The following is a 13,168-nucleotide window of genomic DNA, read 5'->3' on the forward strand; positions in this document are numbered from 1 at the left end:
GCGCGGATCATCCTATCTTTGCGGCGCGGCGGCGCCGGAAGTCCTGCACGGGCAGGCCGCCCCAGCCCCAATTGTCTGTGTCGACTTCTTCAATCACGACGAAGGTGGACTCGAGCGGCTTGCCGAGCACATCGAGCAGCAACTGGCTCGATCCCTTGATCAGCGCGGCCTTCTCCTCCGCCGTGAGCGACGCCGCTCCCGGCGTCGTTCCTTCGCGGGTCACTTGAATAGTGACGATCGGCATGGTGTTTCTCCGCGCTCAGTGGCCGGCGCTCTGGCCGCCGTCGACGTGCAGGATCTCGCCGGTGACGAAGGAGGCACTCTCGAGATAGAGCACGGCACCGACGATGTCGGACATCTCGCCCATGTGGCCGACCGGATGCAGCGCACCGAGCTGGGCATGCGTCGCAACGGGATGCATCGGCGACTTGATGATGCCGGGCGCCACCGCGTTCACGCGGATGCCACGCCTGGCGTATTCGATCGCGAGCGACTTGGTCGCGGCGTTCAGCCCGCCCTTGCTCAGCGAGGCCAGCACCGACGGCACGTTCGAATTGGCCTGATCGGCCAGGGTGGTCGTGATCTGGACGACGTGACCAGAACCCTGCTTCTCCATCTCCGCAATGGCGAGCTGCGTGATGTGGAAGAAGCCTGCGACGTTGGTGCCCATCACCGCCGCATAGTCCTCGGCCGTGTACTGCGTGAACGGCTTTGCGACGAAGATGCCGGCATTGTTGACCAGCGTGTCGACGCGGCCAAAGCGCGCGACGGCCTGCGAGACCACGCGTTCGGCGGTGGCGCGGTCCGCGATGTCGCCGGGAACGGCTAGGATGTCATCGTCTCCCGACGGCTTGATGGAGCGCGCCGTTGCGACGACGCGATAGTTGCGATCGCGAAAACCCTGGATCAGGGCGGCGCCGATGCCCTGCGATGCACCGGTGATGATGGCGACCTTCTGCTCGATACCCATGGCGGACTCCTGTTGTTGGCTTTCAGAACCTGCGCCAGCAGCGGCTGGCTTGCGTGCTGAGGTACGCCGCGGCGGCCCGGCTGCGAATACACGTTGTCCGGCAGACACTGTTACGTGGCGCGAACGAATGCCGGACCGGCCTTTGGCGGCGGTTGTCGCGGCGGGGGCGAACGCCTAGCTTGTCACTGGAATTTGATGGGGCGACGGGTAGGCATGGATCGTCTGGACGCGATGAAGGTGTTCGTCCTTGCGGTGGACGAGGGCAGCTTGGCCGCTGCAGGGCGCAAGCTCGGCCGCTCGCCGGCGGCGGTCAGCCGCGCCATCGCCTTCCTCGAGGAGCGGGTCGGCGCCGAGCTGCTGCACCGGACGACGCGATCGATCAAGCTGAGCGAGGAGGGCGAGCGCTACGTTGCGATCTGCCGTCGCGTGCTCACCGAGCTGGAGGAGGCCGACGACATCGCGGCCGGACCGCGCACGGCGCCCCGCGGCCTGCTCACGATAACTGCCCCCGTGGTGTCGGGCGAGATGGTGTTGCGGCCAATCCTCGATGCATTTCTTGATGCCTATCCGACGGTGTCGGCGAAGCTCCTGCTGTTCGACCGTTCCGTCAATCTGATCGAGGAGGGCGTCGACATCGCGCTTCGCATCGGACCTCTCGCGGATTCGGCGATGGTGGCGATGCGGGTCGGCGAGATCAGCCGCGTCGTCGTCGCAGCGCCGCGCTATCTGAAGCAGCACCCGCGCATCGCTGAACCCGGCGATCTCGCCAAGCACCAGATCGTGGCGATGGCGCACCTTCCCAATTCCTGGACCTTTGCGCCACCGGCTGGCTCATCGGCAGCCAGGACAGTCCAGTTCACGCCGCGCCTCGTCGTCAACAGCACCTATGCGGCGGTGGCATCCGCGGTTGCCGGGCGCGGCGTGGCGCGGATGTATTCGTACCAGGTGGCCGAGCAGGTCGGGCGCGGCGAGCTCGAGATTGTGCTGGCCGGCGATGAGGATCCGGAGATGCCCGCGCATTTGATCTGCCCGCAGGGCCGGCTCGCGGTGCCCAAGGTACGGGCCTTCACCGACTTCGCCGTGCCGCGGCTGAAGAAGCAGTTTGCTCAGCTCAAGAAGAGCCTCGGTGCACGCTAGACATTGCGGCCGCGCAGCGACTGCCAATGCGTTGTTTTGCGTATACGGCCGCCGGGCTGAATCGGCGATGGTTCCAGAACGGTTAACGTCGATTTAACGGATGAGTCCTAGCCTGTCTCGGCCGGGGTTACTCGCAAGGCCGAGGTGAGCCCAATGGAAGCCCAGAAGATTGCGGTCGACGCCGTCGTCGCGCTGACCGATTGCGACCGCGACGCCGTCATCGCCTTCATCCGCCGCCTCTATCTCGCCGGCGTCACCGACCCCAAGCGCCTCACCTTCAAAGGCCTGCAGGCGCTGTCGCGGGCTTGATCGGACACAATCGAATCTACTTGATGGTCGGATCGCTGATCCGGATCGAGGTGACGCGGTCCTGCCTCACCTCGAATGAGAAGGGCCATGGCTCGTAAGTCCAGAGTTCGGTCTTCTCCAGCCCGCTCGGCCCGACGTGGAATGGGCCGCCGAACTGCGCCATCAGTTTGTCGGTGCTCGCCGAGATTGACGCGGTTGAAGCTGTAGGCGGCGACCGGTGCCTCGCCGCTGATCTGGAGCGCGACGGTGCGGTTCGCTTTCACGATGGCGGCAAGATAGGGAAACTCGCCGGTCTTGCCGAGGAAGTAGACATAGGCCGTCGCGTTGTTCGGTTGCGGCAGCTTGCGGTGCGGCTCGCCGAGCACGGCCTTGAGCGAGGCCTCCGAGATGCCGACGCCGAGCGCGCCCTTGCGCTGGCAAGCAAAGCTGAGCACGTCGGGATCGGGCGGGGTGATGCGCTTACCGGCTTCGACCTTGCAGGCGAATGTCTGCCCGACGCGTAGCCACTGGCCGCGCAGCTCCGGATCCGGAGGCTTGCCGCCTTGGGGTGACGGCGAAGTGCCTTGGCCGCTCACGGGTGCGAATATTCCAAGCAGAACCAGCGCGAGCGCGGAGCCCGCCAACGACCGCCACATCCCCAAGACGCACCCCGATTTTCCAACCCTGGAACCAGGATAGCACGCCGCAAACCGACCGCAACGCGGGGATTGGCGGCGGGTCAGCTACGATTTCAAATTGTGCGCGGCACGGCTCGGGACGTCCCAATCACAACCTGCGGAACAGCCTCAGGATGCACGCCAATATCTTGCAGCTCCGGCCGGGTCGGAGTAGATGACGTCCCCGGCTGGGTCACTCGGGATTTGGGGAAATGCTGAAACAGCTTTTTGCGCCGCAACTTGTCATTCTCTATGTGCTCGCGGCTTCGACCATTTACGTTCACTTCCGCGGCAAGCAGCGACTGCGCTTCGCGCGCCAGCTCGGCGATCACTCGACCTATCTCTCGCCCTACAACGTGCTGATGTATGCGGGCTCGGCCGTGCCGAACAAGCCGGTGATCCCGGTCGATCAGTTTCCGGAGTTGAAGCCACTCAGCGAGAATTGGGAGACCATTCGCGACGAGGCGGTGCGCCTGTTCGACGAAGGTTTTATTCGCGCGGCCGCGAAGAACAATGATTGGGGCTTCTACTCCTTCTTCAAGAGCGGCTGGAAGCGGTTTTACCTGAAATGGTATGACGACTTCCTGCCGTCGGCGAACACGCTGTGCCCGAAGACGGTGGAGCTACTCAAGTCGATCCCGAGCGTGCACGGCGCGATGTTCGCGATGCTGCCGCCGGGCGGCAAGCTTGGCGCGCACCGCGATCCGTTCGCCGGCTCGCTGCGTTATCACCTCGGCCTCGTCACGCCGAACTCGAACAAGTGCCGCATCCTCGTCGACGGCGTCGAATGCGTCTGGCGCGACGGCGAGGCCTTCATGTTCGACGAGACCTTCATCCACAGCGCGGAGAATGCGACCGACGTCAACCGCATCATCCTGTTCTGCGACGTCGAGCGCCCGATGAAGTACGGCTTCATGACCGCGATCAATCGCTGGGTCAGCCATCACATCGTCAAGGCGTCGGCGACCCAGAACGTGGACGGCGAGAGCGTTGGCGTGCTCAACAAGGTGTTCGGCAAGCTCTACGAGATCCATCTCGGCAGCCGCAATGTCAAGGAGTGGAACCGCAACGTCTACTACACGCTGAAATACTCGCTGACGGCGCTGATCCTCGGTCTCATCGTGATGTCGGCGCTGCGCTAGGTGCGCAGGCCTGGAGGGCGGATTAGCGAAGCGTAATCCGCCATTCGGTTCATCTACAATTGACGCTTCCTGCGTTGCGCGACGCGTTGGCGGATTACGCTTCGCTAATCCGCCCTACGAAAAACCCCGGAGCGTACTCCGGGGCTTTGTTTTTGCCTCACACCGGACTCGCGCCAGTGTTGATGATCGACCCCACATGCTGGCCGCGCAGCGCCGCGCTGATCCGACCCGGCACGAGACCGTTGACGACCTGCACGCGCGTGATGTGCCGCGCGTTGGCCATCACCTCGAGCAGCGCCGGATCGAACGGCAGCGTACCCTTCAGCTTAGCAAGCTCGGCGAAACTGGTCTCTTTCAGCAGCTCCGCCTTCTTGCCATCCGCGCCATTGGGATCGGTCGTGTAGACGCCGTCAACGTCCTCCACGATCGTGAGGCCGGCGGCGCCGAGCGCGTCGGCGAGCAGGAAGGCGCCGGTATCGGCCCGATGCAACGGGATGCGTGCGGTCGGGAATTCATGATGGTGGTAGGGCGGGAAGGCGCTGCCGACGACCGCGCGCGCGGCCGTGAGGTGTATGGCGAGCTGGCTCGCGATGGTGGGATGCTCGATGTAGGAGACGCCCTCCGGCGCGAGCAGGCTCGCAAGGATATGTCCGTTCTGGCCGGCCTCGCTGGCGGCGAGCGGGGCGAGCGAACCCACGGGAAGGCCGAGGTCGAGGCCGACGCTGTAGAGATGGCGGGCGCGGATGCCGGCGCCGGTCAGGATGAGCAGGCGATGCTCCGGCAAGAGCGACCGCAGCTCGTCGACGAGCGGGAGGATCGCTTCGTGACCGCGGTCCATGATGCGGCCGCCGATCTTGATGACCTGCAGCCAGGGCAGCAGCTTGATCGGACGATTGCCCGCAACGGGACGGGTGAGATCGCTGTCGAGCAGAGTCTGGCGCGCGAGCGGCGAGGCGACGTGCTTGATCTGGTTGGTATCAGCCATGACGGTGCTCTCTTCAGCTCGCGGTGATGATGGTGCCGACATGCTCGCCCGCAAGCGCGCGGGTGAGATTGCCGGGGACGAGGCCGTTGATGATCTGCACCTGCCGGACATGGCGCGCCGAGGTGAGGAGATCGAGCACCGGGAATTCCAGGATGGAGTCCTGCAGGCCCTTGGCCTTCATCTCCGCCACCGAGATTTTCGGGATGAAGGTGGCGTTCTTCGACGTCTTGGGGTTCGCGGTGTAGAGGCCGTTCTCGTCCTTCACATAGATCATCGCCTTGCAGCCGAACTGTTCGGCGACGAGGAAGCATCCGGCGTCGGTGCGATAGGGCGGGATCACGCCCTCGGCCGCGGGCCGCATCCACAGGCCATAGGGTGGCATGCCGCTGAAGATCACGGCATTCACCTCGGCGAGGAACAGCGGCACGGACGACAGCCCGGCGCTGGAGACGGCGGAGATGCCGTGCTTGGCGAGCAGCTGCCCGAGCATCGCGGCGTTCTGATCGGCAACGGAAGCCCCGAGCTGCGACAGCACGCCGGCGGGCAGGCGGAGCCCGGCGGCGATCGAATACAGATGCCGCGCACGGGTGCCGGCGCCGGTGCCGATCAGGAGCTTGTGCGCCTTGCGGGCGGCGACGATTTCTTCGACGACCGGATAGACCGCGGCACGGCCGCGATCGATCATGCTCTGGCCGCCGATCTTGATGACAGTTGCCTCGGGGAGGATGCGGAAGTCCGCTGCCTTCTCCGCTGCGGCCACAAGCTGTGGGTCGGTGAGCGAGCGCTGCATCAGCAGGCCCTCGAGCCCCGTGATCGTGTTCGACATCCGAGACATCCTCTCGTTTTCTGATGCAGTCTCTGCGGCGGACCCTTCGGCCTCGACCGCGAATCTTGCCGCACACTTCAGTCCATGGCAACAAGGTCGCCGCGATTTAGCGACCAAAGATGGAGCAGGCAATGGCCCCGTTGCCACTTGCGAACACCGAGATCGTGCAATTCTTCCGCGAGTGGCTGGATACCTTCTCAGGCTATGTCCGCGAGGTCGACTACGCTTCGGCGCGGCCGCTCTTCCACCCGGACGTGCTCGCCTTCGGCACGCATAACGATGCCATCCCGGGTCTCGACCAGTGGGTTACGACGCAATGGAATAACGTCTGGCCGAAGACGACCGACTTCCGCTTCGTCCTCGACCAGGTCTCGATCCTGGCATCTCCCGACGGCACGATGGCGACGGTGATCGCGCCGTGGACGAGCACGGGCTATCATCCCGATGGCAGTTCGTTTCCGCGGCCGGGTCGGGCGACGATGGTGTTCTCCAGAAGTGCTGATGGTTGGCTGTGCGTGCATTCGCACATGTCGCTCAATCGCGGTGTGCCGCAGGCGAGCCACGCCAATCGGCCGGTGAAGGCCTGGTAGAAATGCAAAAGGCCCCGGACATGTCCGGGGCCTTTCGATTTCCAGATGTCGTTCAGCCTATTCCGGCTGGCCGATCGAGACCTTCAGCGTGCCGACGCCGTCGACGCCGCATTCGAGCTTGTCGCCGGGCTGGAGCTGCGACACGCCGGCCGGCGTGCCCGTCATGATGATGTCGCCGGCGGCGAGCTTCACCTGCTGCGAGAGCTGCCAGATGATCTCGGGCACGTTCCAGATCAGCTCGGTGAGATCGCCTTTCTGGGCTTCCTTGCCGTTGACCGTCAGCCAGATCTTGCCCTTGGCGGGATGGCCGATCTTCGAGGCCGGCTGCACTGCGGAGCAGGGGGCCGAGCCGTCGAACGACTTGCCGATCTCCCAGGGGCGCTCCTTCTTGCGCGAGGCGATCTGGAGGTCGCGGCGGGTGAGGTCGATGCCGACGGCGTAGCCGTAGACATGCTCGAGCGCCTTGTCGGCGGGGATGTTGAGGCCGCCGCTCTTCATCGCGACGATCAGCTCGACCTCGTGATGCAAATCCTTGGTCAGCGGCGGATAGGGAATGGTGGCGCCGTCGGGCACCAGCATGTCGGCGTGCTTGGCGAAGAAGAACGGCGGGGCGCGCTCGTCGTTGCCCATCTCGCGGATGTGCTCGAGATAGTTGCGGCCGACGCACCAGATGCGGCGCACCGGATAACGACCGCTCTCCCCGACGACGGGAAGCGAAGCCTGGGGCGGAAGCGGAATGACGTAGGAGGCGGCGTTCATGGAGCGATCTCGCTGCTCTTGGTGGGGTGAAGGAAACTCTATGCGGTTGCGCTGATCGGCGCCAGAGCGCCGGCGTCGTGGTGTTGCAGGCGGAAGAACGAGGCGTAGCGGCCCGAGCGGCGGAGCAATTCGTCGTGCCGGCCCTGCTCGACGATCTCGCCGCCCTCGACCACCAGGATCGCATCGGCGTGCATGATGGTGTGCAGGCGGTGCGCGATCACGATGGTGGTGCGGTTCTGGCAGAGATGCTCGATCGCCTCCTGCACCTGCCGCTCGGACTCGGAATCGAGCGCGGCGGTGGCCTCGTCCAGCAGGATGATCGGCGCGTTCTTGATCAGCGCGCGTGCGACCGCGATGCGCTGGCGCTGGCCGCCCGAGAGCTGCGTGCCGTGCTCGCCGACCGGCGTGTCGTAGCCGAGCGGGAAGCTCATGATGAAATCATGCGCGCAGGCGGCTTTCGCGGCATCAACGATTTGCTCTTCGGTCGCCCCGGGTTTGCCGAAGGCGATGTTGCTGCGGATGGTGTCGCGGAACAGATAGACGTCCTGGCCGACATAGGCGGTCTGCGCGCGCAGCGATTTGCGCGAGACCGCGCCGATCGACTGGCCGTCGATCACGATGTCGCCTTGCGTCACCTCGTAGAAGCGCAGCAGCAGCCCCAGCACGGTCGATTTGCCGCCGCCGGAGGGGCCGACCAGCGCGGTGACTTTTCCGGGCTCGGCAACGAAGGACATGCGGTTGAGGACGGTCTCGCCAGTCCGGTAAGAGAAGCTGACATCGCGCAGCTCGATCCGGGCGTCGGACAGCTTCAGCGCCGGCTTGTCGTCGTCGGAATGCTCGCTCGCCGGGCTGTCGACGACCTCGAGCAGCATGCGGGCGCCGACCAGCTGGCTGTTGAGGTCGATGTTGAGCCGCGCCAGCCGCTTGGCCGGCTCGGTCGCCATCAGGAACGCGGTCATGAAGGAGAAGAACGCGCCGGGCGTGGCGTTGAGCGCGACTACGCTGTAGCCGCCGTAGAGCAGGCAGCCGGCGACCGCGAAGCCGCCGAGCATCTCCATCAGCGGGTTGGAACGGTTGGCGACGCGGGCCATCTTGTTGGCGTTGCGCTCGACGATCGCGATGTTCTCGTCGATGCGCTTTTGCATGGTGTCTTCGAGCGTGAATGCCTTCACCGTGCGGATGCCCTGGAGCGATTCCTGCATCGTCTCCAAGATGTCGGCGGTGCCGGTGAACTGGTTGAAGGCGAGGCCCTTGATGCGCTTGACCAGCTTGCGCAGCACCAGCATTGCCGGCGGCACCACGACGAGGCCGATGAACGACATCACCGGGTCTTGCCACACCATCACGCCGATCATGGCGAGCAGCATCAACAGGTCGCGCCCGACGGCGTTGACCAGCATGTTGAGCACGTCGGTGATGGATTTGGCGCCGGCGGTCAGCCGCGCCAGGAATTCAGACGAATGCCGTTCGGAGAAGAAGCCGACGCTCTCGCGCATCAGCTTGGCGAACAGCTGGCGCTGGTTGGTGGCGAGGATCGCGTTGCTGATCTTGGTCAGGATCACCATGTGGCCGTAGGTCGCCACGCCCTTGATGAAGAGCAGGATCACCGTAATGCCCGAGAACATCGCGATGCCCGGGATGTTCTTGTCGACATAGGCCTGGTTAATGACCTGGCCGAGCACGTAGGTCGCGCCCGCGGTCGATCCGGCGGCAAGCGCCATCAGCGCGAAGGCGACGAGGTAACGCCGCCAGTAGATGACCCCCTGTTCCGTGACCAGGCGGCGAATCAGGATTGCCGCCGTATAGGGATCGTCGGTGATTTTCTTTGGAAACTGGGCCATCCGGTGTCCATTGACGGGGCAAGGAAAAGCCTGCCCGCGCGTCAGGGATCGAAGGGCCTCTGTGCCCGCTAAAGCCGCGCTTTTCAAGCCCAATTAAGGGCTTGCGCTGGGATGGAATCTAGGCCGAGACGGCGTGGCGGAGCTCGCCATGGCGCTCGCGGAACAGCTTGTCCTCCCAGGCCAGCGCGTGGGCCGCGATGGTCTCGAGGTCGTCGTATTGCGGCTTCCAGTCGAGCAGGCCGCGGATGCGGCTGGTGTCGGCGACCATGGTCATGATGTCGCCGGGCCGGCGCGGGGCGTATTGCACGGCGAAGCTGCGCCCCGAAACCCGGCGCACCGCGTCGATGGTTTCCAGCACCGAATAGCCGCGGCCATAGCCGCAATTGAGCGTGGTCGAGACGCCGCCGTTGCGCAGGTAAGCGAGTGCCGAGCGATGGGCCTGCGAGAGGTCCGAGACGTGGATGAAGTCGCGGATGCAGCTGCCGTCCTGGGTCGGATAGTCGGTGCCGAACACGTCGATCTTGGCGCGCTGGCCGGTCGCGGCCTCGACGGCGATCTTGAGCAGATGCGTGGCGCCGACGGTGGCCAGCCCGATACGCGCCTGCGGATCGGCACCGGTGACGTTGAAATAGCGCAAGGTCACGTATTGCATGCCATAGGCGGCGGCGACGTCGTGCAGCATGATCTCGGTCATCAGCTTCGACGAGCCGTAGGGCGACAGCGGTCGCGTCGGCGCGTGCTCCGGCACCGGCACCAGGTCCGGATTGCCGTAGACAGCTGCGGTCGAGGAGAAGATGAAGCGGCTAATGCCGCGCTTGACGGCGACGTTGAGCAAATTGCGCGCGGTCATGAAGTTGTTGCGGTAGTAGCCGAGCGGATCGCGCATCGACTCCGGTACGACGACGGAGCCCGCGAAATGGATGATGCTCTCGATGTTGTGCTGGGCGATCACGCCCTCGAGCAGATTCTCGTCGCCGGCGTCGCCAATGAACAGCGGCACGCCCTCGGGCAGATAGGCCGAGAAACCGGTCGAGAGATCGTCGATCACGACGACGTCCTCGCCGGCTTCCGCCAGCGCCAGGACCGTGTGACTTCCGATATAGCCGGCGCCGCCGGTGACTAGCACAGTCATGATCTCACCCGTCTTGGATCAACGCGCCAAGTTAACGTTTGCGCGGTGAAGAGGGGGTTTCGGCAGCCCTGAACTGGTCACTATGCTTAATGTTGCGTATAGGGGGCTTCCGTAACGGAGCATGACGTGGCGAATTCCCCCGGCGATCTCGAAGTGATCGTGCCAAATCTGCACAGGCGCTATTCCGGGGTCACCGCGACCAACCGGATGGTGGCGCCGCGGCTGGCAAAGCTGTTTCGAACCGGCTGGTTCGGCTCCGACGCGCCGGAGGGAATTGTGCGGCTGCGCACTGCGGATTTCCTGAAATTATGGGGCCGCAAGGAGCCGCTGATCTGGCACGCCCGGCGCAACAACGAGATGATCGCGGGCGTCGCGCTGCGTGTGCTCGGCTGGCCGCTCAAGCTCGTGTTCACCTCGGCGGCGCAGCGGCATCACAGTTGGATCACGCGTTGGCTGATCCGGCGCATGGACGCGATCATCGCGACATCAGAGATCTCGGCCTCGTTTCTGAAAGTAAAGGCGACGGTGATCCCGCATGGCGTCGACACCGACATCTACGCGCCGCCGATCGATCGCGCCGCCGCGTTCGCGGAAACCGCGCTGCCCGGTCGCTACGCGATCGGCTGCTTCGGCCGCGTGCGCGCGCAGAAGGGCACGGATGTGTTCGTCGATGCGATGTGCCGGTTGCTGCGGCGCTATCCGGATTTCATCGCTGTCATCGTTGGTCAGGTCACACCGGAGCAAATGCCCTTTGCGAACGACCTGAAGAAACGCATTGAGGCCGCCGGCCTGCAATCGCGCATCGTCATCACCGGCGAGTTGCCGATCGAACAGGTGCAGCGCTGGTATCAGCGGCTGACGATCTACGCCTTCACCTCGCGCAACGAAGGTTTTGGCCTGACGCTGATCGAGGCGATGGCGGCGGGCAGCGCACTCGTCGCGGCGCGCGCTGGTGCGGCGGAGCTCGTGGTCGAGGATGGCGTGAGCGGCGTGCTGGTCCCGACCGGTGATGCCGATGCACTGGCTGCGGCGCTGGAGCCGCTGATGCGCGATGTTGCTGCTGCGACCGCCATGGGCGAGCGGGGGCGGGCGAGTGTGCTGGCAAAGTTCAGCCTCGATGCCGAAGCGGCGCGGATCGGCGAGGTCTATCGGCCGCTGCTCTGAGGCGTCGTTCTCAGGGCTGCGAAACAATAACCGCGAAAACAACCCCATGCACAGTAGCCGGTGCTAGCGGAATCAATGGCTTGGGAATCCGGTAGATGCGTTGCGGATTTTACGAGGCCGTTTGGCACGTCGGGCAAAACAGCGGCACGATGTCATCATCGGCCGCAGTTGCGATACCCGGATCATCCATCCAGGTTCCTTCAAACCGTCGCGGTCGACTTCACATTGGGCAGCGCACATACGGCATTTGCACTGGCACCGGCTCCTTGGAGCTGAGTGTGATATTATTCTCTCCGGAGAATGTCAGGTCGAATGCGACGTCTGAAATCGAGACGCCGTCCGAGCACGACGCGATTATTCGCATGTTCGGCCCGTCATCGCGCAACGATTTGACCGTGCATTTTTCAAATGTGCCGGTTACTTGCCTTCCCTGGACGATTAAACCGCCCGCGTGGAGATCAGCATCTTTCTTGAAGGCAAGCCTGTTGTTCTCTTTGGTGAATATTTGGCCACAGGCCGAGGCGTCGATTGTCCAAGCTCCGTTCAAATCCGCAGCCTGAATCGAGGCCGATTGCGTCACGAGAAGTACCAACGTCACCAAAGGATTGAAGGTCCTCATGAAACTCTCCGACTAAATGGTCAATACTGCCAAATCAGCCTCTTCGACGCCGATGGGCGCGCGGCAAGACGCGCCCCTTCGTATCGGTCTTGAGCAGCATTTGGGTGCGGCGAACTGGCGAACCTGTCCTTGATCTAAGTCAATAGGCTCTGCAGAGCACTCGTCTGCTCGAGGCAACGCGCAGCGCAGCGCGATGACGAGTGGGATCTGTCAGAACTGGAAAGGTCGCCGCATGGGATTACCTCCATTGCTATGTCAACTTGTCCAACAGGTATGTATCGAGCGACGTTTGAGGCGAAACCTCTGATCGAATCTCGATGAAGGTTCGTCTTGGTCGACGTGATCTTGGTTCAGCCTTCGCAAGCGGCAGCAACGCTGCCCTTTCTCCGCGGATGAACTGACAAGTCACTGACTAAAGCGGGCGGACTGAAATCAAGACCTGCTGTTGGATTCGCTGACAGTTGCTGATCCTGACCAGAACAAGGCCGAAACCGTCGGGCACGTCGTCTCCCGAGAGCGAGCCGGTGCCTGATTGAGTTGACCGGGAGCAGCCGCACTTGATGCGGAGACATTTGCCAGGTGCGCCATGGTCTCTTAATAACCGGGCGTCCGACCGACACAATCATGGCCATGCTCTCGGTGCTTGTGTTCTTTTGATCTGGATCAACCCAGAGGTTGCCACTCCGCTTCTATGCGCTTGGCCCTCCACGAAAGCCCGTTGTGCGCGAGGTGCTTAAAGGCGGCTGGCATCTTTGCTCTCCCGATTCTAGCCGCCGCTATCGCCCCGGCCGCGCGCAATGCCGAGCACTCGTTGCTGCGCGCTGGAGCTGCCGAGCTCGTGGTCGAGGATGGCGTGAGCGGCGTGCTGATCCCGACCGGTGAAGCGGAGGCGCAGGCGGCCGCGCTCGAGCCGCTGATGCGCGATGTGGCCGCCGCCACGGCGATGGGCGAGCGGGGACGGGCGCGGGTGCTTGAGAAGTTCAGCCTCGATGCCGAGGCGGCACGGATCGGCGAGGTCTATCGGCCGCTGCTCTGAGC

General features: G+C 64.1%; 15 protein-coding genes and 1 pseudogene. 7 read left to right on the forward strand and 9 right to left on the reverse strand.

What is annotated here, in order from left to right; all coding sequences use genetic code 11:
* Positions 1–7 precede the first annotated feature (7 nt).
* Together AB7G19_RS14175 and AB7G19_RS14180 are read right to left on the reverse strand one after the other, a co-directional pair.
* Positions 8–244: a tautomerase family protein gene (locus AB7G19_RS14175; RefSeq protein WP_354095678.1), complete on the reverse strand. Its 237-nt coding sequence runs from the start codon at positions 242–244 to the stop codon at positions 8–10.
* Positions 245–259: 15 nt separating this feature from the next.
* Positions 260–970: an SDR family NAD(P)-dependent oxidoreductase gene (locus tag AB7G19_RS14180; RefSeq protein WP_354095679.1), complete on the reverse strand. Its 711-nt coding sequence runs from the start codon at positions 968–970 to the stop codon at positions 260–262.
* Between the two features lie 213 nt (positions 971–1,183).
* Here AB7G19_RS14180 and AB7G19_RS14185 point away from each other — a divergent pair, with 213 nt between their 5' ends.
* Both AB7G19_RS14185 and AB7G19_RS14190 read left to right on the forward strand, forming a co-directional pair.
* On the forward strand, positions 1,184–2,107 hold the full coding sequence (locus tag AB7G19_RS14185) for a LysR family transcriptional regulator (RefSeq protein ID WP_354095680.1): 924 nt from the start codon (positions 1,184–1,186) through the stop codon (positions 2,105–2,107).
* A gap of 153 nt (positions 2,108–2,260) precedes the next feature.
* On the forward strand, positions 2,261–2,416 hold the full coding sequence (locus AB7G19_RS14190; protein ID WP_014493894.1) for a hypothetical protein: 156 nt from the start codon (positions 2,261–2,263) through the stop codon (positions 2,414–2,416).
* A 16-nt stretch (positions 2,417–2,432) separates the two neighbouring features.
* On the opposite strand, the gene AB7G19_RS14195 is transcribed toward AB7G19_RS14190, so the two are convergent.
* Positions 2,433–2,579, reverse strand: coding sequence for a hypothetical protein (locus AB7G19_RS14195; RefSeq protein ID WP_354095681.1), 147 nt, complete (start codon positions 2,577–2,579; stop codon positions 2,433–2,435).
* A 4-nt stretch (positions 2,580–2,583) separates the two neighbouring features.
* Between AB7G19_RS14195 and AB7G19_RS14200 the strand changes: the two genes are divergently transcribed.
* Together AB7G19_RS14200 and AB7G19_RS14205 are read left to right on the forward strand one after the other, a co-directional pair.
* Complete coding sequence (locus AB7G19_RS14200) at positions 2,584–2,919, forward strand: hypothetical protein (protein WP_354095682.1); 336 nt, start codon at positions 2,584–2,586, stop codon at positions 2,917–2,919.
* Between the two features lie 365 nt (positions 2,920–3,284).
* The gene (locus tag AB7G19_RS14205) at positions 3,285–4,214 is read left to right on the forward strand and encodes an aspartyl/asparaginyl beta-hydroxylase domain-containing protein (protein WP_354130504.1); all 930 of its coding nucleotides are present in this window, start codon (positions 3,285–3,287) and stop codon (positions 4,212–4,214) included.
* A 157-nt stretch (positions 4,215–4,371) separates the two neighbouring features.
* Here the strand turns inward: AB7G19_RS14205 and AB7G19_RS14210 are convergent, their stop codons facing one another.
* Positions 4,372–5,199, reverse strand: coding sequence for an amino acid kinase family protein (locus AB7G19_RS14210; RefSeq protein WP_283017102.1), 828 nt, complete (start codon positions 5,197–5,199; stop codon positions 4,372–4,374).
* A 13-nt stretch (positions 5,200–5,212) separates the two neighbouring features.
* Entirely contained in the window at positions 5,213–6,025 is an 813-nt protein-coding gene (locus AB7G19_RS14215; RefSeq protein WP_441267885.1) for an amino acid kinase family protein, read from the reverse strand.
* A gap of 131 nt (positions 6,026–6,156) precedes the next feature.
* Between AB7G19_RS14215 and AB7G19_RS14220 the strand changes: the two genes are divergently transcribed.
* Positions 6,157–6,615 carry a YybH family protein gene (locus AB7G19_RS14220; protein ID WP_354130502.1) on the forward strand — a complete coding sequence of 153 codons (459 nt, stop codon included), beginning with the start codon at positions 6,157–6,159 and terminating at the stop codon, positions 6,613–6,615.
* A 57-nt stretch (positions 6,616–6,672) separates the two neighbouring features.
* Here AB7G19_RS14220 and AB7G19_RS14225 read toward each other — a convergent pair whose 3' ends face one another.
* The 3 genes from AB7G19_RS14225 to galE all read right to left on the reverse strand — a co-directional run bounded on the left by AB7G19_RS14225 (position 6,673) and on the right by galE (position 10,347).
* Complete coding sequence (locus AB7G19_RS14225; protein WP_354126545.1) at positions 6,673–7,374, reverse strand: fumarylacetoacetate hydrolase family protein; 702 nt, start codon at positions 7,372–7,374, stop codon at positions 6,673–6,675.
* Between the two features lie 38 nt (positions 7,375–7,412).
* Positions 7,413–9,215, reverse strand: a complete 1,803-nt coding sequence (locus AB7G19_RS14230) for an ABC transporter ATP-binding protein (RefSeq protein ID WP_354130501.1) — start codon at positions 9,213–9,215, stop codon at positions 7,413–7,415.
* A gap of 118 nt (positions 9,216–9,333) precedes the next feature.
* Positions 9,334–10,347, reverse strand: coding sequence for a UDP-glucose 4-epimerase GalE (galE, locus tag AB7G19_RS14235; RefSeq protein ID WP_354130500.1), 1,014 nt, complete (start codon positions 10,345–10,347; stop codon positions 9,334–9,336).
* A gap of 126 nt (positions 10,348–10,473) precedes the next feature.
* Between galE and AB7G19_RS14240 the strand changes: the two genes are divergently transcribed.
* Positions 10,474–11,511 carry a glycosyltransferase family 4 protein gene (locus tag AB7G19_RS14240; protein WP_354130499.1) on the forward strand — a complete coding sequence of 346 codons (1,038 nt, stop codon included), beginning with the start codon at positions 10,474–10,476 and terminating at the stop codon, positions 11,509–11,511.
* A 220-nt stretch (positions 11,512–11,731) separates the two neighbouring features.
* Here the strand turns inward: AB7G19_RS14240 and AB7G19_RS14245 are convergent, their stop codons facing one another.
* Positions 11,732–12,130, reverse strand: a complete 399-nt coding sequence (locus AB7G19_RS14245) for a hypothetical protein (protein WP_283017097.1) — start codon at positions 12,128–12,130, stop codon at positions 11,732–11,734.
* An 814-nt stretch (positions 12,131–12,944) separates the two neighbouring features.
* Here AB7G19_RS14245 and AB7G19_RS14250 point away from each other — a divergent pair.
* A pseudogene (locus AB7G19_RS14250) lies at positions 12,945–13,166 on the forward strand (glycosyltransferase); the annotation flags it as partial.
* Positions 13,167–13,168 lie beyond the last annotated feature (2 nt).

This window comes from Bradyrhizobium sp. 215_C5_N1_1 (assembly GCF_052075935.1).
Taxonomy (GTDB): Bacteria; Pseudomonadota; Alphaproteobacteria; order Rhizobiales; family Xanthobacteraceae; genus Bradyrhizobium; species Bradyrhizobium barranii.